Below are 25,084 nucleotides of genomic sequence, written 5' to 3'. Positions count from 1 at the left end.
TATCTCTCCACAGGCTAACACGGCATATCCTGCCGCTAAGATGTTACATGCTGCATTTACGTCTGCATTGGCTTCATGGCCGCAAGCGGTGCATTTGAATCCGGCTTGGCTTGTCCGGTTTTCAGCTGCTATGTGGCCGCAGATAGTGCATTTCCTGCTGGTGTTCCGGGCCGGGACTGCAATTACTTCCCCGCCTAACCAAGCTTCCTTGTACTCAAGTTGTCGCCTGAATTCAAACCATCCGTAATTATACGCGCACGGCGCCGATTATCGCTCGCCTTTGAACGGCGTCGTCGTCGAACTCCCGCCCGCGACAACTCCCGATCCGGAAAAGACCACACGAACCGTGTCGACAAGAATCCCCAAGTCGACCGCAAAACTCATGTGCTCGGCATATTCCACGTCGAAATCGAAACGTTGCGGCCACGCGAGATCGTTTCGCCCGTTTATCTGAGCGAGCCCAGTCAAACCCGGCCTCACCTCATGACGACGAGTTTGATGCGGTGAATAGAGCGGTAGATATTCCACGAGAAGGGGCCGCGGACCGACGAAGCTCATATCGCCGATGAGTATGTTGAACAACTCGGGCAATTCGTCGAGTGAGGACCTGCGCAAAAACGATCCGTATCGGGTGAGACGCGCCTCATCTGTTGAAACCGCCTCCACGCCGATGCTCGCCGAAACATCCATCATACGAAACTTACGGAGTTTGAAAAGTCTGCCGTTTTTGCCCGGCAGCGATTGTGAGAAGAACACGGGAGCGCCGATTGCGAACAGACTCGCAATCGAAATAATGATGAGCAGCGGTGATGAGATGATGATGAGCAATAAGCTGAATACGATGTCGAGTGCCCGTTTGAACACCCCGTATGTCGATCTGCTCTTGTTCATGGTCTTCATTATACGTTAGCGCGATACGGTGCGGTGCGGTGCGCTACTATGTGAACATGGAAAAACTCTCCGTCATACTCCCCCTCTACAATAAGGAATCGACGATTCTCGATTGCCTCGAATCGCTGCGATCCCAGACCTACTCCGACTTCGAAGTCATCGTCGTCGATGACGGATCGAGTGATGGATCAGCCGAACGCGGTGAGGAATTTCTGACGAACACGAAAGATACCCGCTTCACCTTGATTCGCTGCGGGCATAGAGGAGTTTCTCCCACCTTCAACATCGGTCTTGCACACGCAAAGGGTGAGTATGTCACACGCGTGGATGCAGACGCTCTCGTCGAGCCGAAATTCTTCGCCGCCGCTTTTTCCTTGCTCGAAGCCACCGACCCCTCAGGCGGCGTGCACGTCCGTTGCAAAATCGCACGTGTGAAAGCGGATTTCAGCCTTCCTGAGCGTGTGAAAGCGGATTTCAGCCTCACCGATTCTCCGCGAAAAAACACATCCGGTGACGTCTTTGAGAAACAAGCAGTTGACGTGACCCAAGGGGGCGTTTGTTACCGGCAGCTGTTCGGTGAGACGGACACCTCTTTGATGAGCATGTGTGGTGCGCTCTACCCGCGCGAGGTGCTCGTCGAACACGGTCTGACTCTCGATGAACATCTCACCAACACCGAAGATATCCTCTTCAACGCGCGCTTTTTCGCGCTCGACACTCCGGTGATTCTCCTCAACGAAACGCTCTATTACTATCGACAGACGAGCCACTCGCAGTCGCGCGATTACACCCCGGACCTCTATCGTGCGGCCGATATCGTGTACGAGAACCTCGTGACGCTGGAGACAGCGGAGCCGACGCATATCGTGGCCGGCGCCTACAAGACGCAAGCGCTCTCATACATGAGTCTTTATTACACGATCGTGCTGCTCAATGAAGCGCAAGCACGTGAATCGACGGCGACCTTCGGCGCGCGCATCGCACATATCATGGAGGAGAGCCACGCCGCCGAGGTGTTCGAACGGGCACGTGAGCATAAGGTGCAAAGCACGCTTACGCGAATCTTATATTCTTTGATACTGCAGGGAGAGTTTTCGCAAGCAGAACTGCTGGCCCGAACAGTCGATGTCGCGCGTGCGATTCGCCGTCGCTTGAAAACGAACTGATTTTAAGTCCTTTTCCCCGCAAGATAATGCCCGGCGTAGGCAAAGACGGCAGCGACCAAGTTGAGCGCCATGCCGACCATCGCCGAGTGGAAAATGCCGAGAGTCGGTTCGAGGAAAAACCCGCATAACGCAGCGCCGATTGCAGAACCGAACGCGCTGAGCGCAGATATGATTCCGGCCGCCTTCTGACCACCAATCAGACGCCCGCCTTCGACGGTCGCCAAAGGAAACGTCATACCGAATAAAATGGCGGGGATAAGCATGACAACGGCGGCGAATGCAGCACGCAAAGCAAGCGCACCGCCGCCTTGCAATCCGAAGTTCGTTGCGATGAACACGTAAGCATGTCCCGCGCGTGCAAGCAGGGGTATCGAAAGCAGACCGAATGCCGCAGCGGCGATTTCGGTGCGCGCGAGAAGACGAAACGCCGAGGGTGTTGTATCGGCATACTTCCCGATAGCCCACGAACCGATGGCGAGCCCACCGAGAAATGCCGAGAGCATGACACTCGTGGCAACCGCGGTCGACCCGAGCGATAAGCCGAGCTGCCTGACCCATACAACTTCATAGATCAGCGAAGCGATACCGGCGCAAAGCACCACGCCGGAAAGAACCGAAAAGTTCAGCGCCGTACTGCTCGCGAAGGTCGAGTTCTTATCTTGTTTTTTTGGCGTGCTCATCATTTCTCCCACTGCGGTGTCAGTGCATTATCGACATAATTCCAAAACACGCGATACTCCAGGCGTGAATGGTCATCGGTGTTAAGCGGAATGCTCGGATCGGTCAGTGAAGCTCTGAGCACGTTCATGTTTTTGTACGGTGTTATACAGCCGGGAACAACATATCGGTTGTTGAAAGGATGCGTCTTTATGAGTCGGTCGAGGCGAGCCTTCGTCGTCGTTTGCGATACTCCACTCTTATCTTTATGTCCTATGAGCAAAATCTCACCGGAGCTGCGATTCGGAAAGTTGATGTGCCACACGTCCACATGATCGTAAACTTGGCGCATCGTCTTGTACATCATCTCGACGTCTTTCGTCTGCATGAGGTATTCGGGCAACCACTGACAATAGACGCCGCCGTCATTGAGGCGAGTCTTCGCAGCCGAAATGAACTCTTGGGTAAACAGTGAGGCGACTCCCGAAGACCAAGGCCAACTCGGCTCGGAAGTGATGCAGTCGTACTTTTCGGGATTAGTCAGAATATAGGCGCGCGCATCGTCTACGACGACATTCCATTTGGCACTGTCCGTCGGAATTTTACCGATGAAAAACTTCGAGGCCGGTAACACGTCGGGATTGATCTCGACGGTCGTTATCTTCTTAAATCCGAGGTCGTCATACATTTTCGAAGTGAACCCCGTACCGAGTCCGACCACGAGAGCCGACTTCGGCGTTTCGGTGCTCATCGCCGGAACGGCCGCAAGCATGGTGGTGGTGACGCGATCGAATTTATTGTCGGTACCCTCGTCCAAAGCTCCGTTACACAACGTCTTGGAGCCGTCGGCATTTTTCACCACTTGCACGCGTGAATAAATACCTTCTTTGTCAAAAAGGACTTTTCTTGTCGCGGATGCCTCTTTATACGCCTTGGAACTGGTGTAGTAAAAGACTTGCCCCAGCCCCAAAGGGGAACCGGTGCGAGCCGGAATCATCGAAATGATTGCGATGATGATGATTGCAACGGCAAAATCAGGAGTCTTGAAGAAGGCGAATACTTTGAATTCCCTCGTCGCCAAACCGCGAATGAGCATTGCGGCGAGCACCGAGAAGCAAGCCGCGATTACAAGCGAGCCCTTGACTCCGACCGTCGGCAAGAACACGAAGGTCGCAAGGAGCGCACCGATGATTCCTCCCATGGTGTTGATGGCATAGAGTTTTCCCGAAAGCGCACCGATATGTTCATCGTGGCCGACGGCTTTCATGATGAGCGGATAGGTCGTTCCCATCGCAATGGTCGGCAGCACCATGATGACGAAAGATATGATGAATTGGGTGCCGAGAAATTTTCCGGCGGAGACATCGCGGGTACCGCTGACGAGGTCGAAGTAGAATCCGGGCATATAGTGCAGACAGAGAAACGCGATGACTGAGAACAGCGCCACGGAAAGCTCGGCACGCGAAGCGGCGACCATGGGTCGCACCACTCGTCTCACCAACCATGTGCCGAGCAGGCCACCGATGCCGAGTCCGGTCATGTAGGCCGAAAGCATGGTACCTTGCGCATAGGCGGTCGAGCCGAGCATCGTCGAGAGCTCTCGCATCCAACCGAGCTCGTAGGCCAACGCCGCCACCCCGGAAAGACCGTAAGCGAAAAGAAGAAGCCGTGCCTTGTTTTCTGCTTTCATCACGCATCCTTCTGCATTGAGAAAATTGCCACACCATCCGTGAAAAAAGTCGCTGATTCAGACCTTCGGATGCTCACGTTCGAAAATTACAACACGTACATAATACACTAGTATCATCGCTTCATATAAAGAACCGAATTCGAATTAGTCGAACTGCACCGAGGATAAACCATGAAGAAGCAATCCGACGAATAGTGATGCCAACGCCTCTTATGCCCAGGCAAAAATGCCCTCATGAAATAAGGCGCCTTTCGGCGCCCTATCATTTATATCTAATAAAAGTTGATACTCAACACGAAACGTCCCACCCCTATTGTGCACCTTTACCCTGGTGACAGCCGATACAAACCGTCTTCGGTGTGTTGCCGTTCGCATCGAGGAATTGATGGCAGGTAGCACAGCCCATATTGATTCCAGCTGCAGTTTGCCCGTCATAGGTCATGTGATCTTTGGAGAATGCCGGATCGACCTTCGCGTGGCGTGGAAGCTCTTGGTGACACGTTCCGATGCATGAATTGCGCGTCGCCGTGTGACACTTGCTGCACTTGCCCGAACCGGTCCACAACGCTTTGGTGCCCTCATACGCATGCAAACTGGTGGTTTTGAAGGCCTCTGAGTGCGGCATACGAACACCGCCATGGCATGAATCACACGGCGCGGAATCATGGCATGAATAACAACGATCGTAGTTGGTGACCAACTGCTCGCCGCCACTCGAGATTCTCGAGGCGGAAGCGGTAGCCGGATCGTCGGCGATATGGCAGGTGGTGCAGGACGTCGAAGCTGTTTTGCCGTCATGGCAATTCAAACAGTTGTTCATTCCGCCCTGTGCGACGATGTCCCCGGTGCCGGAACTGAGTGTGTGGCATTCGAGACAACGGGTCCCTGCTTGGAGTGGCTCCTTGTGCTGCATCCGAATACCTGCAACAGTATCAGTCACCGTGCCTGTTTCAATATCGTCGTGGCAATTCAAACATGCGCCCGTGTTGACGGTTCCGTAATTACTTTTGCCGACCGCTGCAGAAGCGGTCGCCGATACCTTCAGCGCCGTGTCGGCCGACCCACTGACCGCGACATTCGGTGACAAGCTCGCTTTGTCGGTGGCAACCGCGCCTCTGGCGATATGGCTCAATCGCGGCAAGAAATTAATCGTCATGCCAGCGATGGGACCGCCTGATTCGTGACATGAAACACATTTTTCATTGTGATGGGCTGTCCGGCTCCCGGTGATTTTTTCATGGACGGTAGACTTGTGGCACGAGATGCATACGACATTTTGCGTCGTGGTGACCTCGATTCCCACCAACAATACGAAAAATGTCAGGAGCGTCGTCATAATGATAAACCACCGCGACTCGATGCGGGCCTTACGCAGTAAACTCTTGTTTGCAGGATCGATTTCGATGAGCGCTTCGTCGAACTCTCCACGCTGCGCTTTGAGCGTCGAATCATCCTTGCGTTTGATGACGAGATAGAGCACGATGACCAACACGATTGCCAAAATGTTCATCAGGAAAACACTTGCCAACAACGTCGTCACCGGATCGGCCTGCGGATTACTGAATGCATCCGCAACACGAGATACGATGTTGGCGAGCGACGGGAACGTCAGGTCCGCGTTGAGAAGATTGTTCAGCAGATTCGATAGATTCTCAAACATCAGTTTTTGCCACCGTTCAAAGTGCCTATCGAACCGCCAGTGTGAATGTGCGCAGCGTGGCAACCCGAGCAGTCCTTCACATCATGGCATTTGAGACAACGGGCATCCGTATCGTTTTTCGCCACTTTATCATGCACCTTCAGGAAGCCTTTCGGATGAGGCATTTCAATACCGTGACAGTTACTGCAGAAGGCTTGCTTATGGCATGTGTAGCAACGAGCAGACTTCGTTTGAGACGCCTTCCCGTGCAGAACCAAGAACCCTTTTTCATGAGGAACATCGCTACCGTGACATGTGGCACACATGGTTGATGCATGGCAGGTTTTGCACGTGTCGAGATTGCCCATGCCGTGCGTCTTTTTCCAGTTGGCACCGTGGGTTGTTTTCCATGCGGAGGAGCTCTGACGCACCTGCCCGTTCTTATCGGCATGGCACAACGAGCAACCCTCGGTACGGGCGATGCCGCTGTGGCAGGTATAACAACCGTCCATGGAATAGGTGGTCGTGACAGTTTCGGCATTCGACTGATGGGCGACTTTCCCGTGACAGTCGACACAGTTCGCGTCCGTGACGCATTTCGTATGATTGATTTTTATGCCGTTGTTGACAATTACATTTTGCACCTTATGGCACGCAACGCATTGCGTCGAATAGTTGGAATTCGCATCGAAGTTATTCTGATGAACGATTGGCACGATCATCCCGAATCCCATACGAGCCCCGAATGACACTCTTTGTGAAAATCCGGAACCGACATGGCATTTAGCACAAGCCACCGATGTATGCACGGAGTGATCTTTCGCCACGAGAGGAGCAGCGCCCCACCTTATTCCGGCCGATGCACCGTTCTCCTTGACGTGGCAACTTTCGCAGCCCGGCAACGCGGCCGCCAAAGTGCCGACGTAAAGCACGACGACCATAAGCAACGCGAAAAGCGTCAACACGATGACTCGGATTATCGATTTAACCTGTGGCACGCCTACATCACCTTATCAAATCGCTGGTCTGATGACACTTCAGGCACACGCCGTCGGTTTTCAACTTATATATGTTTGTATCAGCCGTGCTCGGGCTGCTCTCGGTCGCATCGTAAAAGTCGGAAAGTGTATCGGCGACGGGGCCGGCCAACGGGGTAGCCGTCGCATCCTGCCCGAAACCGGCACTCGTCATCCAAAGTCCGTAACGAGTCGCATTCGTATTATCCGTGGGAGTCGCTTCCGTAGACGTCACCGGCTCTTGAGTTTTTTGATTATATCGCCCATAGTACACGTCTATTCCCCGATCTGCATGGGGAAACGCCGTCGAATCGGTGGCCACTCCGATGACATCGTGGCACCCTTCGCAGGTGGGGACATAGGGAGGCGCGAACACGCCGGTTGATAGATGACCATACGCCTTATACGAAGCCGACACGCCGACGGTGGAAAAAGTCGAGTTCGCAACGGAACGCGAGGCGCCGTGGCACTGGTTGTCGCTCGAAGAGCAGACATAGCCCGTGACATAAGCTTTCATCGCCGGATCGAGCGATTTCTCACTGATGACATCGACGGCGGAACCGTCGGTGCTGTTGGTCGTTGTGGCAACGGTATCGGTAGAGCCGACCTTGACGACGTTTCCGGCAGCTATGGCTGCAGTGATTTGGTCATCTATGTTTTCATGGGTATTGGTGAGATTGTATTTGCGGACCATAGCGTATTTAGATTGCGTACCGGCACCGTGAACGGATCCATGACAGCCGACAGCCGTGCAGGTACTGCCACCGTTTCCTATATGCGGTCCCGAAGAGTCTTTACCGACCTCGACGAGTGCGTCGGAGGGACTGGCCCCCCATGCCGCATGACACGAAACGCACCCGACCGAGCCGTTCGTCAAGGCATAGTTGCTTCCTAAACCGGCCGAAGTGCGCGCAGTTGTGACAGAGGGACTAGAAGTTGTTCCCGAGCCGGTGGTGTTTCCAGAGAAAGCGCGGTGAACCGAGTGACAAATCGCACACTTCACTGAAGTCTGCGTATATCCGCCGTGAGGTGAAGTTTGTGTTGTGGTCTCCGAGGTGATGGCTTTGTAAAGCACGTTCGCACTTGTCCATGGCAGGTAGTTATAATCACTGTCGTACGAAGCGTACTTGGCTGATGCTGCAGTGGCGAAAGCAAAGACGAGCACTGCAGTAAAAGTTAAAACGATAAGCACTCGCTTCACGGACACCCCTCCTTATGGTTCTTGATACCGATGTTATTTCCATGAACTTTATTTTAATTATAAGGGTTATTCTCTCGATAAGAAAGATGTAACCGAAAAATTACCGTTAAATATATAATCCCAGCGTAATCGGCCGGTAACACTTTTATTATCCCCCGATCACCGACAAAAAAACCGCCCACTTTCGTGGGCGGTTTTCGATCCATACGTTAGAACAAAAGCTTTAGGTACGTTTCAGACCTTAGGGGAGCGGATGCCCTGAGGTTGCAGAAGTGCTGTGGCACTTGAGACAGGCACCGTCCTGAAGGTTGAAACCATTGGTCGACGCACCACTGATCGGGGTAGCATTGTCATTAATGGCACCAGTCGTATCTATACCAGACGCGTTACTGGTCATCCAGAGACCATACTGCTCGGTTTCTGCACCGGGAGTCGCGTTTGAAACGCTTGCAAAGGCCGGGTTCGTAGCAAACGGTGTTCCGTCATCGCCCTTAAAGTTATAACGCCCGGTACTGTATACCGAGATGCCGCTGTTTGCGTGCGGGAATGCGGTAGTCTTGGTGGCTACGCCGACCAAGTCGTGACATCCTTCGCAAGTCGGGATATAGCTAGCGCCACCTGCTGAGGGGTGACCTGTGCGGATCGCCATTTGATCATCACTACCCGCTACAGCACCACCGAACGCGCCGGTGCTTTCCGCGCCGGGGGCTGTCGCGACGGAGAACTGTGAGTGATTGTGGCACGGGCTACAAACATAACCTGTAACGAATGCTTTCATGTCGGGTGTAAGAGCGTCCTGAGTAATTTCGCCGTTTAAGTTACCGGCAACGATGGCGGCGTTGAGCTGAGAATCGATGTCGGCTGGGGCACCAGAAGCAGTTACGGAGCGCGGGTTGGCCAGGTTGTACTTACGTACGGTTGCATAATCCGAAGGATTCGCACCGTGCATCGAACCGTGACATCCTTTTTCGGTACAAGACGAACCGGCGACTCCGATGTGCGGACCGCTGTCTCCTTCACCGACTTCGACGAGAGCGGTCGACGGGCTTGCGCCCCATGATGCGTGACACGCGACGCAAGTGGTCCCCCCGTTAGTCAAGAAGTAGTTGGTACCGAGACCAGCTGTCGCAAGCGCGGCGCCGTCGGCATCTCCTGAGAAAGCACGGTGAATCGAGTGACAAACGGCGCACTTCACCGAAGTCTGCGTGTATCCACCGTGAGGTGAAGATTGTGTCTGTCCGGTTGTGCCGTTGACGGCGTTGTAAAGCACATTGGCACCGAAGTCGGTGGGTACTGCGACATCGCTGCCGTGTTCTGTGACTGGGATAACTACTTTTGTCCATGGCAGGTAGTTAAAAGCATCGGTGTAAGAAGCATACTTGGCTGATGCTACAGTGGCGAAAGCAAAGACGAGCACCGCAGCAAGAGCAAGCACTTGGAGAGTTTTCTTCATAGTGTGAACTCCTTTTGAGTTTGTAAAAATAGAAATAGCTGAAATAATCTTTTTCATATGCGCACCTCCTCTCCAAGACGGGATTCTAACCATCGATTAGCGCTTATATCACATGGGCTTAGGTGTAAAACCCACGAAATCAAGTAGTTATAAGCACCTATAATCTACTCTTTAATCGCTTGCTCTTCAAGGGCGATTTCGAAATATTTTTCCTGCTCTTTCTTTTTACGATTTCGCTGCATGAAGTAAGCGATGGCGAGGCATATGAGAATGATCAGAATCGGGATACAACACAGAGCCAAAGGCCCGCTTAAGTTGGAACGCAGATTGGAGAGCACGCTGCCGCCCGAGTTCGGAATCCTGACGATTTGGGCGCGCTTGGCACCGCTGTCGGCGACTACGAACACATCTGTTTTGGCATCGTAGCTGATATCGGACGGATAGAAGAAGTTGCCGTCTTCGGTACCGAACTGTCCGTACTTGGCAACGAAACGACCCGTCTTCGTGTCGAATTGGGAAATCGAGAAGTTGAGCAAGTCGATGACCACGAGATGGTTGTTCGCATCGAGTGTGCACCCCATCGGGACTTCGAGCTTGGCTTTAGCGGTCGTGGGGAATTTCGTGTGACCGTTCGACTGCTTGTTGCCCGGATAGCCGGCCTGAACCATCCAGAGACGCTTGCCCTCAGGTGTCCACTTGGATATACGGTTGTTGAACGTGTCGACGACATAAATGTTGTCGGCGCCATCGATGGCAACTCCGTTGATCTTATCGAACTGGTCGGTTCCTTTGCCGTTGGTACCTATCAAATGCAGTACGTTCGCATTTTTATCCATAATGACGAAACCGGAGTTGGCTCCCACGACGATATAGTTGTCGCTGACCGCGATACTCAAAGGACTCGGAACGGTGAACGATCCTTTTTCGTTGCCGGTTTTATCGAACACACGCACGACATCGTACGTCGATTCAATGACATAGATCAGACCGTCATTGCCGATCGCCATATCCGACGGGTTACGAAATGCCCCCTTTTGGGTGGCTTTCTTGCCGATAATCTTTACAAGCGACCCGTCCATACGAACGTTGACCAGACGGATGAAAGAGGGATCCGTCATCCAAAACGTTCCATCGGCAGGATCGACGACGACGCTGTTCGGGTTGATCAATTCGCCGTACTTGTCACCGAATCCGTAGAGGGAGCGAATCCATGTCACCCCGCCGGTATCCTTGCTGACTCCGGCGCTGGGAAGCATCATCTTCACTAAAAGAAAACCGATGCCTATGAGGAGCAGCACCAAGATAACGAGCGCGACGGCAAGAATTTTCCGCCCTTTGCTCGAAACGACTTTCTCATCGATTACATTCTCGTTTTCATCGGGAGCAGCCGAGATCTGCTGTTCGCCTGAGTCCGGCGCCGAAATTTGCGAATAGTCCTCACTCATTTATTTTGCTCCTAACTTAGCCAATGCCGCTTTCGCCTCAGTATTATCAGGCTCATATTCCAGTGCGGATTTATACGCTTTTTCTGCCAAGCTCGTATCGCCGTTCTTAGCATAAGCGTTCCCGAGATCGATCCAAACCCCCGACTGCATCGAGTTGTTGGTGATGGCGAGATAAGCTTTCAACTCTTTGATGGCTGCGGGATATTTACCTTGTTGCGCGTAGATGCCACCGAGCAACAGTTGCATGGCATAGTAGTTGTCACTCATGCCATAAGCCGTCGCACTATTCGGTTGCTGACTGCTTTTCAGAAGAATCTCATACTGTTTCGTCATCTCGGCTTGGGCAGCCGCTCCCGCCTTTACCGCGGCGGGTAAATCGCCCTTCGCCGCATAGAGATAGGCCTGCGCCGTCATCATGCCCTGATCATAGACATCGGCTTTAGCGAATTGTTTCAGACCGCTGTCGATTTTATCCTGTGCCGACGTGTATTGTTTGTTGGCAATGAGCTGCATGACATATTTGTAGTAAAGTCCCGGATCGTCCTTATACTGACCGACATCTTGAGAACTTCGCACGAGAAGGGCTTGATCTGCATATTTCGGTGCAGTCGAGCCGATATAGCCTCTGATAAGCGCAATCGCTACAAAAGCAAGCGCCGCCAATACGAGCGCAACAACCAACAGTCCCATGAATGCGACCACCGGGTCGTTCCATATGCTCTTCGGATTTACTTTTTTGACTTTACGTGATTTCTTTTCCTTGCGAGGCTTCGTCTCAAGGGGTGTCTGTGATGTATCCGATACTACCACCGACTCGTTCATCTCTGGCATGCATTCCTCCAACATTTCTACGATGTCGCTTCAGTAACTCCTCTTGGCTTACATATTCAGCCCTCGCGCGCGCAGAAACGAGAGGGTTTTCATACCACAACGAGTGTAGCATATCCAAAAAATCCCACATCTCATTTCTTGGAATCGTGCATACGTTCTCCACAGGATTCACAGAGACAATCAAAAGCCATCGAGAGCGGCCAATAAAAACTGCACACCGCCGTTGATCCGCAGAAGCCAACGTGTTGAAAATTGTGTTGAGAACCAAATGGCCCTTATCGACTTTCGTTGAGGTCGACACGCAGTTTCTGCTTTCCGGTCTTATCGCCCATATATCATGTTAATTCACATCGGGCGACAATTTAATTAACACATTTTTTTGTGAACCATTAAGGTATTATAAGTAAGATTGCCCAGCCGTCAGGCTTTAAGTATAAGGGTTTTAGGAGGAAATGAATGTCAATCAAAACTCTTCGTTTGCCAGCATCCATCGCTCTGTGTCTGGCACTATTAGGCGGCGCCTCAATTGCCGGAGCGGCCAACACCGTTAAGCAACTCGACTACTTGCAAGTCATCGCCGACTCTGCGACGACCGGGAAAGTGCTCATCGACGTGAAGGGTGAATTGCCCTCCGACCAAGCCTACCCCGTCACCGTCAAAGTTCAGGCGCCCACTTTTTTCACTGCGAAGAAAGCTTATACGTTCGATGCCGCCGCCCCGAATAAAACTACACAGGTCGACTACACCGTTAAAAAGGGAAAGACCGTCGATATCTACTCCCTTACGATCGACTCGAAGAAATCTTTCGGGATGACGTTTAAGAGCGATCCCCTCACCATCAGTTCGACCGGACACCTCGTATACGGTATGGGCTGGATCCCTTCATACGATGTAAAACGCATGGCCATCATCACCCCGGCTCCCGACAACTATACGGGCGTCGGGAAAGACATTTCCTTGCTCGGGCAAAACGCCGAAGGGAAAAATCTCTACGGAACTATATTCACCGACGCAAAAGCCGGTCAGCAAAAACTTGCACAGATGGCGTTCATCAGCAACACTAAAATAGCGAGCACGAACACGACGCCCACGGCCAAAACGGGCAAAAGTACGCTCAACATCTACTTGATCATCGCCGCGGGCGTATTGCTCGCACTTGCAATCGGCGTTTTGATCTACGTGCTCGCGCGGGGCAATCACTCGCCGAGCGACCCGACATTGGATTACGTCCTCGAAGATGAAATCGACGAAGACGAAGACATCTAGAGTTGTACGTACCATGCCTCATCCATCGGCTCCCCCGAAGAAGACGAGGTGAGTTCGGTGAGAATGGCTGCTGAAAGCGGAGTGTCAACGGCGATGGCCATGAGCGCCTGTCCGCCGGTCTCGCTTCTCCCCACCTGCATGAGACCGACATTGACGCCGGCCGAGCCCAATACGGTTCCGACTTTGCCGATGACGCCGGGACGATCCGGATACAAGAAGAACGCCATGTGCTCGGAAGGTGCGACGTCGAGATCGTAGCTGAACAGGCTCACGATGCGCGGATCGTTGTTTTTCCCGATGCAGCTACCGGCGATTTTCACCGTGCCCGTCGAAGTGGTGACTTCCAGGATGACCAACGAGGTATAGTCGGAAACATCGGCGCGCTTTTTCTCTTCGATTTGAATGCCACGCACCTCAGCCAAGTAGTTCGCATTGACGAAATTGACCGGATCGCTCGTGACGCTTGAGAGCATCCCCTTCAAAGCGGCGGTCGTGATGATACGCGTGTCCATTTCGGAGAGCAGACCGACCGAAGTGATTTCGACTTTTTCGATACCGCCGGTGATGAGTTGCGCGACCATGGTGCCCATATCCTGTGCAAGGTTGATATAGGGGCGCACCTTGACCATGACGTCGGCGGGCACCGGGGTGACGTTGACCGCGGTGGCGACCATGCGTCCTTCGAGACCGAGCGAAACATACTCGGCGATTTGAATGCCGGCACGCGCCTGCGCCTCTTTGGTCGAGGCTCCGAGGTGAGGCGTCATGATTGCATTGTCGAACTCGCGCAACGGCGAATCGGTGCAAGGCTCTTTCTCCCACACGTCGATTCCCACGGCACCGATTTTCCCGCTGCGGAGACCTTGGACGAGCGCCTTCTCCTCGTAAATGCCACCACGGGCGGCGTTGATCAAGATCACGCCATCGCGCATGTATTCCAAGCTGCTTTCGTCAAACATGCCGATGGTTTCTTTGGTTTTCGGAAGGTGTACGGTGATGACATCGGCCTGCTTCATGATCTCCCTCGGCTCCGTCATGAGTTCGACGCCGAGCGATTGCGCACGCGCCTGACTCGCATAGGGGTCATAGGCGATGACGCGCATCCCGAACGCCGTCGCGCGTTCGGCGATGAGCGAACCGATACGACCGAGGCCAAAGATTGCGAGCGTCTTTTCGAAAAGCTCGGTACCGGTGAACTTGGAGCGCTCCCACTTGCCCGCTTTCATCGAAGCGTTCGCCTGCGGAGTTTTGCGAGCACAGGCGAGCATGAGCGCCATCGTCTGCTCTGCGGCGGAAACGATATTCGACGTCGGCGCGTTGCACACGATGATACCGCGCTCGGTGGCAGATGCGACATCGACGTTGTCGACACCGACTCCCGCACGCCCGATCACCTTGAGGTTTTTGCCCGCCGCGATGACATCGCGTGTCGCTTGCGTGGCGGAACGTACGATCAATGCATCATAGTCGACGATTTTTTCCACGAGCTCTTCATGAGTGAGCGAAAGTTCGACATCGACATCGAACTTCTCTTGTAAAATCTCTATGCCGCGAGCGGCGATTTTCTCTGCAACCAGTACACGCATTGTGTTCTCCATCCATAAAACAGGTGATTGATGAACTTACCTTCTCCGACACGCACGCAACGCCTGGAGTCGCCCTTACTCGGCCATGAACACTTCTTCAGCTGCCTTGATCCCTGAGCCGCGCTCGAATTCGTAGCCGAGTGAGGCAAGTGTCATTTCAAGGGCCGACAGCGTTGTGATGATATCGAACTCCCCGAAATACCCGAGGTGTCCTATACGGATGATTTTCCCGACGAGGTGATCTTGTCCACCGGCGATCGTCACACCGTAGCGATTCTTGAGCACGCTGACGATTTGCTTGCCGTCGATACCCTCGGGAACCCATACGGGAGTCACCGCACTACTGCGCCCGTCTTCAGGTGCGAAAATTTCAAGTCCTAACGCCTCGCACCCTTTTCTGGTCGCCTCGGCCAAGCGTGAGTGACGCGCGATGGTGTTTTCGAGGCCTTCCTCGCGAATCATCGCAAGCGCCACGTTGAGCCCGAGCACGAGAGAAACCGCAGGAGTAAACGGTGTGGTGTCCTTGTCGACGCTCTTTTTATACTTCATCCAATCGAAGTAGAATTTCGGCAACGTCGAGCGTTCGTAGGCCTTCCACGCTTTCGGAGAGACGGTGAGCGCGGCAAGACCCGGTGGGAGCATGAGCCCCTTTTGCGAACCGGTCATGACCACATCCAGACCCCACTCGTCGGTCTTACACTCGACGGCCCCGATACCGGTGATGGAGTCGACGATAAGTATGGTGTCGGGGTAGTTTTTGACAATCGCGCCGATCGCCTTAACGTCGTTGAGCACGCCTGTGGAGGTTTCCGATTGCGTCACGATTACCGCGGCAGGCGTGATGCCTTCGGCTGCGAGCGCTGCCAGTTTCGCCTCGATATCGGCAGGCTTGACCGTCTGCGTCCACTCGTACTCGAGATCTTCGACCTTCACACCGTATGCTTGGCAAATTTGCTTTTGGCGATCGCCGAACTTGCCGTTGCGCGCGATGATGACGGTATCGCCTGCAGAAAGCGTGTTGACGATAGCCGATTCCATCGCACCGGTCCCCGACGAGGCGAACAGCATCACATCGCTTCTCTCGGTATCGAACACGTACTTGAGGCCTTCGATACTCGCGCGAAACGCCGCCGAGAAGTCAGGAGTGCGATGGTGAATCATCGGAGATGCCATTTTCAGCAGCACTTCGGCGGGTACCGGGGTCGGTCCCGGTGTCATCAGATATTTCTTTTGCATGCTCATTTCTGTTCCCTTTCATCTTGCGGCTCTTGTGGTCGGATCGTTACTTTTTCGCAAGGAGTGAATGCGGAGCGCAATCGTTTGCCGACGATTTCCTCGAGACCTTCCGCATGCGCCGCACGCTCGGCGGTGAAGTCGGTTTTCCCCTGCGGCGTTGTGCACTCGTTCATCCATGCGGAGGCAAATGTGCCGTCTTCGATATCTTTCAGGCACGCCCTCATGGCGGCGCGCGTTTGATCGGTGACGATGGTTTTTCCCGTGCGGTAACCGCCGAACTCGGCGGTGTTGGATATGACTTTGAACATGTCGCCGAACCCGTTCTCGTAGACCAGGTCGACGATGAGTTTCATCTCATGGATGCACTCGAAATAAGCGATTTCCGGCTGATAACCGGCATCGACGAGCGTCTGGAATCCGGCGCGCATGAGCTCCATCGCTCCTCCGCATAGAACCGCTTGTTCGCCGAAGAGGTCGCATGTCGCTTCCTCGGCAAACGTCGTCTTTAAAATCCCCATACGCGCGCACCCGATTGCCTGGGCATAGCTGAACGCCCTATCCCATGCGCGGCCGGACACGTCTTGGGCGACACCGACGAGGCCAGGTACTCCCGAGCCGATTGAAAACATTCGGCGCAGCATGTGCCCCTGCCCCTTCGGGGCGATCAAGATGACATCGATATCGGGCGACGGCTTGATTTTCTCGAAGAGAATATTGAACCCGTGCGCGAATGCGAGTGTTTTGTCCGAAGTCATATACGGCTCGATGTGCTCGCGATATGTTTCCGCCTGTACCTCGTCGGGGATGAGCATCATGATGAGGTCGCCTTTTTTCGTGGCCTCGTCGATGTCTGCCACCTCGAACCCCGCATCTTGTGCGACTTTCCGGTTGGGACTGCCCGGGCGAAGACCCACGATGACGTGCACTCCCGAATCCTTAAGATTGAGCGCCTGTGCATGGCCCTGTGCTCCGTATCCGATGATGGACACCACACTGTTCGCGATAATCTCCGGGTTACAATCCTGCTCTTTGTAAATGTGAGCCGGTTCACGGACAGCATCCGTCTTCCTCTCGGTTTGCATATCGTCTGTCATATTCGCGCACCCTTATTTCTCCTTGGAACCACGACTGAGTGCGATGACGCCGGTCCGCGCCATCTCTTTTATTCCGTAACCCTTGAAAATATCTTCGAGCGATTCGAGCTTGTCTGTGGTCCCGGTCGCCTCGACCATAACCGAGTCCTTTGAGACATCGACGACCTTCGCCTCGAAAACATTCACGATTGCAAACACTTCATGCCTGCGCTCGGGAGGACAAATGACTTTGAACATCGCGAGCTCGCGCGAAATCGAATCATGCGGCGTGAGAGTGGTCACCTTGATGACGTTGATCAGTTTGTACACCTGCTTGGTGATTTGCTCGAGGGGGACCGACTCGGCGCCCGTCACGACGGTGATGCGAGAAATACTGGGGTCTTCGGTCTCCCCCACCGCCAGGGAATCGATGTTGAATCCACGACGCGCGAAAAGAGAAGTCACCCGCGTCAAGACACCTGGTTTGTTCTCGACGAGAACCGAAATGGTATGCTGCATTATTTGGCCTCCTTGCGTGACGCGTGCGCATCGATCATCGTATGTATGCCCTCTCCGGGAACTCCTCCGAGCATTTGGGCGATGGAGGCACCGGGCGCGACCATGGGAAACACCATCTCATCGGCGGGAATACGACAGTCGACCAGCACGGGACCGTCGTGTTCGAACGCTTTCGCCAAAACGGAATCGATCTGCGAAGGCTTGTCGATGCGCAGACCCTGTATGCCGTAGGCTTGGGCGAGCACTACGAAATCGGGACAATCGAGTGGAAGAGTGGAAAGGGCGAAACGCTCGTTATAAAAGAGCCCCTGCCATTGACGCACCATGCCGAGCGCGCCGTTGTTCAAAACGATGATCTTCACCGGGATATTATTGCTCGATACCGTTGCAAGCTCTTGAATATTCATTTGAAGGGAACCGTCGCCCGCGAAACAAACGACGAGCGCGTTCGGATTACCGATTTGGGCGCCGATACTTGCCGGAAAACCGAATCCCATGGCCCCGAGCCCCCCACTGGTAATCCACGTGCGTGCGCCGCGCGGATGCGCATATTGTGCGGCCCACATTTGATTTTGACCGACTTCGGTCGCATAGATCGTGTCACGCTCTTGCGTGAACTTCATGACATGTTCGATGATGACTTCGGGGAGGACTTTTTTCTTCGCCGCCGCTTCATCGTATTCGAAGGGGTTCTCATCTCGCCACTCGTCGATTTGTTCGAGCCATGTGTGCGACATCGGCTGAGCTTCTTCTTTTTCGAGGATCTCGACGATCCTCCCCAAAATATCGCGCGCATCTCCGACGATGGGAACATCGACGGCCTTGATTTTACCGATTTCAGCCGGATCGATATCGATATGGATGATGAAGGCGTTCTTTGCGAACTCGGATACTTTTCCGGTGATGCGATCGTCGAAACGAACTCCGACGGCGATGATGAGATCGGCTTCAGTCATTGCGTAATTGGTGTACTTCGCGCCGTGCATCCCCGGCATACCGATCCACAAATGGTGGTCTTCGGGAAACACACCGCGTGCCATCAGTGTGGTGGCAACAGGAATCTCCATCGACTCGGCAAGCTCTTTGAGCTCGGCGGATGCCCCTGCGGAGACAACGCCACCACCGACGTAAAGAACCGGACGGGCATGCTTTTTCAGGGCGTTTGCCGCCTGCAAAATCTGCTTGGCATTACCGCGTGTGGTCGGCTTGTAACCGGGAACTTGAACGCGATCACTCGGTACAAAATCGAACACCGCCTGCGCGACATCGACCGGTATGTCGATGACGACCGGACCTGGACGCCCCGTCGAAGCGATATGGAAGCCTTCTGAAATGGCGGCGCAGAGTTCCTCGCCCGACTTGACAAGATAGCTATGCTTGGTGATGGGAAGCGTTATGCCGGTTATATCGGCTTCTTGGAATGCATCGGTTCCGAGCACCGATGTGGCAACCTGCGCGGTGAACACGACGACGGGAACGGAGTCCATGTACGCATTGGCGATTCCGGTTACGGTATTGGTAGCACCCGGTCCACTCGTGACAAGCACGACACCGACTTTACCGGTGGAACGGGCATAACCGTCCGCCATGTGCACGGCGGCCGCCTCATGGCGCGGAAGAAGCACCTTTATGTCGGAGGCATCGTAGAGTTCATCGAAGAGCGGTAAAGCCACTGCGCCCGGGTAGCCGAAAATCTGTTCGACACCCTGCTCGCGCAGACACTCCACGAAAGCACGAGCTCCCGTGAGCCTAAGCGATTTCGTCTTGTGAGTCTTATCCGTCTTGCTTTTTTTGTCGGAAACATGCCGACTGTTTGAATCCATGCGCTTGCCAATCCTGTCCATCTCGCACCTTTTCTGCCAGGTGATGAGCAAGTTAGCCGCATGGTATGAAAGAGAAAAGCCCACCGTACCTGGAAGAGAGGCGCGAAGAAGGCGTCACGCAATCTTCAAAGCCACCGAGAAATTGGTGTATATCGACATACCGATACGGCAGATAACGGTTGCCACCGACCCGGCTTAACGGTCTGCATCAGTGCTCGGAGGTCATCCATGCACTGACAAAACTTTGTTCCAGGTGGCTGGTGAAGTGGTGTTTCAAGACGTCTGTGCATCGGGCTTCCAGCTGATATCCCGATTCTCTGGGGGCGCAGATGGCCTCTACTTTCTTCGTCATAGCCTTACTTTTCAATTGTAAATACCGCCGCGATGCCTGCGATTCCACAGACGCTCGCGCGGATTTTCAGTGTAACACTTATTTTATTTTCAACACAACCCGACCGATTTTCGACACCGATACGACAGAGAAGAAAATCAAAGCAGAATGACGTTGGGCGAATCGTACGATCCCATCACGTTTCTGGTGTCGAACACGAGCTTCGCGTGTCGTGCCACGAGCGCATAATCGACGTTTCTATGCGCCGTCAAAACCAAAACGACATCGGCCGCCTCGATTTCCTCCGCCGTCAGCTCGACTCTCTCGATTTCGAGCCCGTCGTAGTTATACGAATCGACGAAAGGATCATGGTAGACGATTTCAGCCTCTTTTGCGGCCATCAAGTCGATGACTTTGGTGGCGGGACTCTCACGCATATCGCCGACATTGCTTTTATAGGCGACTCCAAGAACCAGCACGCGTGAACCTGCGAGTGGCTTGCGATGCGCATTGAGCGCATTCATGAGTCGCTCGACGACGAAGTACGGCATATCCTCGTTTACTTTACCGGCAAGATCGATGAATTCGGTCTGAAAGTCGAACTCACGCGCTTTCCAGCTCAAATAAAACGGATCGACGGGAATACAGTGTCCGCCCAGACCGGGGCCTGGATAAAACGGCATGAATCCGAAAGGCTTGGTTTTCGCCGCATCGATGACTTCCCAAATATCGATGTTCATACGATTCGCGAGTTGCGCGAGTTCGTTAACCAAAGCGATGTTCACACAGCGGAAAATATTTTCGAGAAGTTTCGTCATCTCGGCCGCCTGAGATGAACTCACCGGGACGATCGTGGTCAAAAATCGTTCATAGAACATGACGGCCAATTTCGTGCACTTGGGAGTACAACCCCCGACGACCTTGGGCGTGTTCTTCGTTTGGTAAACCGGATTGCCGGGATCGATGCGTTCGGGAGAAAATGCGAGAAACACACTTTCGCCGACTTTCAACCCCGTCGATTCGATGATCGGCTTCAAAATCTCTTCGGTGGTGCCCGGATAGGTCGTCGACTCCAAGGTGACAAGAGTGTCTGCCGTGATGTGGGGTGCGATTTCTCTTGCAGCGCTCACCATGAAGCTCACGTCGGGGTCGCGCATCTTGTCGAGAGGCGTCGGTACGCAGATAGCTATGGCATCGCACTCAGACGCCTGCGAAAAGTCGGTCGTTGCACGCAAAATACCGCGCTTCACCAAATCAGCAAGTTCGTCTGTCGAAACATCGGGGATATAGCTCTCTCCGGCATTCACCGAATTCGCTTTTTCGGCCGAGACTTCAAAACCGATGACGTTATTCCCAGCCTTCCCCATCTCGACGGCGAGAGGCAACCCGACATAGCCCAAACCGACGACACCGAAGACGGCAGTTCCGTTTTTTAACTTATCTTCCAGTCTCATGAACGTTCCTTAGGAATCGAATCGAACGGTACCTGCGAAGAAATCTCAGTCGAACGCTCTTCCGTTCCGACTTTGGGTATCACCATCATGCCGAGGAGGAAAAGCGCGAGAGCCATAACGGGGGCGCCGGCGAAAAACACGTCGAACATACCCGCCCCGAGCGTCCCGAAAACTATCAAACCACCCAAGCGCGGTGCGCTCGTCTTTTTCGTAAAACCGTACAACCATACAAGTACGATAATCCAGGGAATGACGAGAAACGGTCCTCCCCAAAACCATAGATTGAGAAAATCATTATGGGCGTGAGCTCGGTTGAGAACCACCGCGATTTGGTAGCCGGACCCGAGCGGATGTTGAGCGATAAGGGGTATTATTTGCGCCCACAGGTCAGTGCGCCCGCTCGACAACGTCGATAAAATAGACGAGGCGGCATTCTCACTGCTCTTCCCACCGGCCAGCACATTTTTGATTTCGGATTGGGGAACCTCGGGTCGGGCAAATGGTCCCAAATTGTTTATCGTCATATACCCTATCCCGATAGAGAGCACCACCGCCGCTAGGGAGACAAGCGCGATCAACGCTCTTCGGTTTCTGAGGCCGTGCCCCTCTTTTCCCGATTTGATCCCCTGAAATCCTCGTGCAATCAACACAACCAGATAGCCGACCAGCGCAGCACGCGATCCGCTGATAAGTATGACGGCAGAAGCCATGAGAAAGACGGTGACTCTAAAACGTTGCGCTTTTTTTGCAGATAGAGTCCATGCGACGATGAAAATCATCGGAAATGCGTAATATCCGGGATACGTTTCGAGTCCCGTGGCCCTGAAAGGTTCGGATGGTCCCGGGTTCCACACCCCAATCGCAGAGGAGGTCAGTTTGTTCATGGCGCGTATGCCATCGGCCACCATATTCGGATATCCCATCGCCGCCGCCGCCTGGAATAATCCGGCGGCGAGAGAAACTGCCGTGACGATGAAAAGAAAGAGAGGAACATACTTCTCTCCGTTCTTTCTATTGAGATAGCCGAGAGTAAACGATGCGGGAAGAGCGACGAGGGTAATCAGATAATTGCCCCAATATTTAGAGTTGCCCACTCTTCCGAAAGGTGCGGCCGACGCATGGAAATAAGCCCAGAACAGATATCCGATGTTAACGGCTGCAAAGAAAAAAATGGGCCACGACTGCATTATGAGACTTTTGAATGAAACATCGCTCATATTTCGGCGGCGATATCGATAGTAAATGAACGCTCCGCCGGCAAGGATGTCTACGACGAATATCGACACTTTGATGTGCCAAACGTTGTGAATGAAGAACAAATCTCTATTCGGCATGAGCGTTATAAACGCCATGCAGATGAAAGTGCAGACTAAAAACCACTTCGACATGGAATTCGCAATCTGCGCGGTCGGTGTCCCGTTATCGTTATTCAAAACTGTCCCATCAGCCGTTGTGCCGGTTGCTCAATTATAGCCGAGCTATGACCGCATCGGTGAATTCATCGGTCGTCGCAGCCCCTTGAATACTTCCCGTCCTTATTTTCTTCAAATCACCGGTAATCGTCTCGCCCGCAGAGATGACCGAAGTCACCGCTCTCGTGATACTTGCGGCCGCTTCCTGCTCTCCGAGATGATTGAGCATCATGGCGCTCGTCAAAAAGATGGCCGTGGGATTGGCGATGCCTTGCCCGGCAATATCGGGAGCGCTTCCGTGCACCGCTTCGAATATCGCCTCTTCGGCGCCGATGTTTGCCCCCGGAACCATGCCGAGACCGCCGACCAAACCGGCGCAGAGGTCGGAAAGGATGTCACCGTAAAGATTCATAGTGACGATAACGTCGAACTGAGAAGGATCGATTACGAGGTTCATACAAGTCGCATCCACAATCATGTCGTTGAACTCGATTCCTTTATCCGCGTATTCGGCCGCGACTTTGCGCGCAATCGAGAGAAAAAGTCCATCCGAGTGCTTCATGATGTTCGCTTTGTGAACCGCCGTCACTTTTTTACGACCGTTGGCGACCGCATACTCGAATGCCGCCTCCAAAATTCGGCGCGATCCGTGAACAGAAATCGGTTTTATGGAAATACCGGCATCTTCGGCAATCTTTCCCGCACCCAACGAACGAAGCATCGCACGCAATTCGGTCGCGCCTTTCGACCCCATTTCGAATTCGATTCCGGCGTAGAGATCTTCGGTGTTCTCACGAAAAATCACGATGTCGACATCATCATAGCGCGCGCCTGAATGGGGAATGCTGAGCGAAGGACGCTGGCTTATGAAAAGGTCGAGCTCTTTACGGAGCGCGACGTTAATCGAGCGAAAGCCGGTACCGACAGGCGTGGTGACGGGTCCTTTTATCGCGACTTTATTCCGTTTGATGGAATCGATGACGCGTCGAGGAAGCGGAGTCCCCTCTTCTTCGACGACGGTGGCGCCCGCACTTTGGATATCCCACTCTATCTCGACACCGGTCGCCTCGACGACTCGACGCATCGCATCGGTTATTTCGGGACCGATACCATCACCGGGAATAAGCGTCACGTTATAGTGAGCCATAAAAAATGCCTCCAAAAGTTGCATAATTATTTTTTATCTGCCTCAGGGCGAAGCGAGACGATATAGCGCGCCTTGCGACGAAGTAGATTATCGGTGCTCTCGATATCGAATTCAAAGAGCGTCGCCGCTTCGTCGCGAACCCTATCGGAACACTTCCCCTCCAGGAGCGTGATGAGATCGGCCAGCATTTCCATGAAGACCGTGTCGCGATGCCAACAACGCAATGCATCGGAAAGACTCGGCCATACACGTTCCGAGCGCTTTTGCGTCGTCGCGCCGTAGTGTGCGAGCAAACGGAATGCACTCCCGCGGACATTGGGAGATTCCTCATCGTAGAGGCATGCCTCGATGTCTTCATATCCTTTTTCAACGATGTGCGCATCTTGGGATATCAATGCGCTGATGATACGCAGAATTTGATAGCGCGTCATCGGCTCGGGTCTGTTCAATGCGTCGAGTAATTCATCTTGAAATTCGACGAGGAGTTCGGGCTTTGCTTCCGCAACGGTCAAAAGCACCGTCGTGGCATATTGCCTTAAAACGCGCGAGTCGCAACCGAGTGCCTCGACCAACTCTCTGCGAATCTTAATGCGTCTCAGGGCATTTTCCGCGCACTCGTCTTCCGGGGTCTCCGGAGTAAAACTATACTTCATAACATTTCACCCTAACTGGGTTGCTCGAAGGCGCAACACCTGAAATAGTTCAGGTCAAAACCTCGTCGACACGTATCGCCTAGAGGTTGAATCCACCATGCTTGCGAAAATGAGCGGCGAGACCTCCGTCTGCCAACAGCTGTGCCATAACACCGGGAAGAGGCGAAAATGTGATGTCGGTCCCTTGTGTCACGTTATGGATTACTCCGGCGGCAAGATCCAAATCGAGCATATCGGCACCGTCGATCGAATCGGTATCGCAAATGACGACCGGTAGTCCCGTATTGATTGCGTTGCGATAAAAAATACGCGCAAACGATTTCGCGATAACGGCTTTGGTGTCCGAGTTGATCAGAACGAGAGGCGCCTGTTCGCGACTCGACCCCATACCGAAATTCTTCCCCGCGACGAGAAATCCCCCGTTCTCGCTCACTTTTTCAAAATAGTGCGGGTCGAGTTCTTCCATGGCGTGGACGGCCATGGCTTTCATGTCGTTTGATTTGAACTTATATTTACCGCTGATGATATAGTCGGTGTTGATGTCATCGCCGTATTTGAACGCTTTTGCCGTGATTCCCATGTGACTGACAAGCTC

At 53.4% G+C, this 25,084-nt stretch carries 21 protein-coding genes and 1 pseudogene; 2 read left to right on the top strand and 20 right to left on the bottom strand.

Going from position 1 to position 25,084, the window contains the following annotated elements:
- Both JJE36_03230 and JJE36_03225 read right to left on the bottom strand, forming a co-directional pair.
- Positions 1–240 (bottom strand): annotated as a pseudogene (locus tag JJE36_03230) (transposase).
- 27 nt (positions 241–267) lie between these two features.
- Positions 268–900 (bottom strand): sugar transferase, encoded by a 633-nt coding sequence (locus tag JJE36_03225; protein ID MBK5211314.1) that lies wholly within the window; start codon positions 898–900, stop codon positions 268–270.
- A 47-nt stretch (positions 901–947) separates the two neighbouring features.
- Between JJE36_03225 and JJE36_03220 the strand changes: the two genes are divergently transcribed.
- Complete coding sequence (locus JJE36_03220; GenBank protein ID MBK5211313.1) at positions 948–2,057, top strand: glycosyltransferase family 2 protein; 1,110 nt, start codon at positions 948–950, stop codon at positions 2,055–2,057.
- A 2-nt stretch (positions 2,058–2,059) separates the two neighbouring features.
- Here the strand turns inward: JJE36_03220 and JJE36_03215 are convergent, their stop codons facing one another.
- The 8 genes from JJE36_03215 to JJE36_03180 form a co-directional block, all read right to left on the bottom strand.
- Positions 2,060–2,737 (bottom strand): hypothetical protein, encoded by a 678-nt coding sequence (locus JJE36_03215; protein MBK5211312.1) that lies wholly within the window; start codon positions 2,735–2,737, stop codon positions 2,060–2,062.
- Complete coding sequence (locus JJE36_03210) at positions 2,737–4,404, bottom strand: fused MFS/spermidine synthase (protein ID MBK5211311.1); 1,668 nt, start codon at positions 4,402–4,404, stop codon at positions 2,737–2,739. Before JJE36_03210 ends, JJE36_03215 begins: the two co-directional genes overlap by 1 nt.
- Positions 4,405–4,714: 310 nt before the next feature.
- The gene (locus JJE36_03205) at positions 4,715–6,064 is read right to left on the bottom strand and encodes a hypothetical protein (protein MBK5211310.1); all 1,350 of its coding nucleotides are present in this window, start codon (positions 6,062–6,064) and stop codon (positions 4,715–4,717) included.
- On the bottom strand, positions 6,064–7,041 hold the full coding sequence (locus tag JJE36_03200) for a hypothetical protein (protein MBK5211309.1): 978 nt from the start codon (positions 7,039–7,041) through the stop codon (positions 6,064–6,066). Before JJE36_03200 ends, JJE36_03205 begins: the two co-directional genes overlap by 1 nt.
- 7 nt (positions 7,042–7,048) lie before the next feature.
- Positions 7,049–8,260, bottom strand: a complete 1,212-nt coding sequence (locus JJE36_03195; GenBank protein MBK5211308.1) for a hypothetical protein — start codon at positions 8,258–8,260, stop codon at positions 7,049–7,051.
- Positions 8,261–8,501: 241 nt separating this feature from the next.
- Entirely contained in the window at positions 8,502–9,713 is a 1,212-nt protein-coding gene (locus tag JJE36_03190) for a hypothetical protein (GenBank protein ID MBK5211307.1), read from the bottom strand.
- 164 nt (positions 9,714–9,877) lie between these two features.
- Positions 9,878–11,158, bottom strand: coding sequence for an NHL repeat-containing protein (locus tag JJE36_03185; protein ID MBK5211306.1), 1,281 nt, complete (start codon positions 11,156–11,158; stop codon positions 9,878–9,880).
- Positions 11,159–11,989: a tetratricopeptide repeat protein gene (locus JJE36_03180; GenBank protein ID MBK5211305.1), complete on the bottom strand. Its 831-nt coding sequence runs from the start codon at positions 11,987–11,989 to the stop codon at positions 11,159–11,161.
- 456 nt (positions 11,990–12,445) lie between these two features.
- Between JJE36_03180 and JJE36_03175 the strand changes: the two genes are divergently transcribed.
- Complete coding sequence (locus tag JJE36_03175; protein MBK5211304.1) at positions 12,446–13,255, top strand: hypothetical protein; 810 nt, start codon at positions 12,446–12,448, stop codon at positions 13,253–13,255.
- On the opposite strand, the gene JJE36_03170 is transcribed toward JJE36_03175, so the two are convergent.
- The 10 genes from JJE36_03170 to JJE36_03125 all read right to left on the bottom strand — a co-directional run bounded on the left by JJE36_03170 (position 13,252) and on the right by JJE36_03125 (position 25,069).
- Positions 13,252–14,841, bottom strand: a complete 1,590-nt coding sequence (locus tag JJE36_03170) for a phosphoglycerate dehydrogenase (protein MBK5211303.1) — start codon at positions 14,839–14,841, stop codon at positions 13,252–13,254. The two genes, JJE36_03175 and JJE36_03170, sit on opposite strands and share 4 nt — an antisense overlap.
- Before the next feature lie 75 nt (positions 14,842–14,916).
- Positions 14,917–16,077: an alanine--glyoxylate aminotransferase family protein gene (locus tag JJE36_03165; protein ID MBK5211302.1), complete on the bottom strand. Its 1,161-nt coding sequence runs from the start codon at positions 16,075–16,077 to the stop codon at positions 14,917–14,919.
- A 2-nt stretch (positions 16,078–16,079) separates the two neighbouring features.
- Complete coding sequence (gene ilvC / locus JJE36_03160; GenBank protein MBK5211301.1) at positions 16,080–17,159, bottom strand: ketol-acid reductoisomerase; 1,080 nt, start codon at positions 17,157–17,159, stop codon at positions 16,080–16,082.
- Positions 17,160–17,183: 24 nt separating this feature from the next.
- The gene (ilvN, locus tag JJE36_03155; protein ID MBK5211300.1) at positions 17,184–17,669 is read right to left on the bottom strand and encodes an acetolactate synthase small subunit; all 486 of its coding nucleotides are present in this window, start codon (positions 17,667–17,669) and stop codon (positions 17,184–17,186) included.
- Positions 17,669–19,492 (bottom strand): biosynthetic-type acetolactate synthase large subunit, encoded by a 1,824-nt coding sequence (gene ilvB, locus JJE36_03150; GenBank protein ID MBK5211299.1) that lies wholly within the window; start codon positions 19,490–19,492, stop codon positions 17,669–17,671. The genes ilvN and ilvB overlap by 1 nt, the downstream gene beginning before the upstream one ends.
- Before the next feature lie 489 nt (positions 19,493–19,981).
- The gene (locus JJE36_03145) at positions 19,982–21,277 is read right to left on the bottom strand and encodes a nucleotide sugar dehydrogenase (protein ID MBK5211298.1); all 1,296 of its coding nucleotides are present in this window, start codon (positions 21,275–21,277) and stop codon (positions 19,982–19,984) included.
- On the bottom strand, positions 21,274–22,710 hold the full coding sequence (locus JJE36_03140; GenBank protein ID MBK5211297.1) for an O-antigen ligase family protein: 1,437 nt from the start codon (positions 22,708–22,710) through the stop codon (positions 21,274–21,276). The genes JJE36_03145 and JJE36_03140 overlap by 4 nt, the downstream gene beginning before the upstream one ends.
- A 34-nt stretch (positions 22,711–22,744) precedes the next feature.
- Positions 22,745–23,836 carry an isocitrate/isopropylmalate dehydrogenase family protein gene (locus JJE36_03135; protein ID MBK5211296.1) on the bottom strand — a complete coding sequence of 364 codons (1,092 nt, stop codon included), beginning with the start codon at positions 23,834–23,836 and terminating at the stop codon, positions 22,745–22,747.
- A gap of 26 nt (positions 23,837–23,862) precedes the next feature.
- Positions 23,863–24,489 carry a hypothetical protein gene (locus tag JJE36_03130; protein ID MBK5211295.1) on the bottom strand — a complete coding sequence of 209 codons (627 nt, stop codon included), beginning with the start codon at positions 24,487–24,489 and terminating at the stop codon, positions 23,863–23,865.
- Between the two features lie 79 nt (positions 24,490–24,568).
- Positions 24,569–25,069 (bottom strand): 3-isopropylmalate dehydratase, encoded by a 501-nt coding sequence (locus JJE36_03125; GenBank protein ID MBK5211294.1) that lies wholly within the window; start codon positions 25,067–25,069, stop codon positions 24,569–24,571.
- Between the last annotated feature and the right edge of the window lie 15 nt (positions 25,070–25,084).

It is taken from the genome of Coriobacteriia bacterium, assembly GCA_016649875.1.
Lineage (GTDB): Bacteria > Actinomycetota > Coriobacteriia > WRKU01 > JAENWW01 > JAENWW01.
Note: the sequence above shows the minus strand (reverse complement) of the source record. Positions and strands in the feature narration are given on the sequence as shown.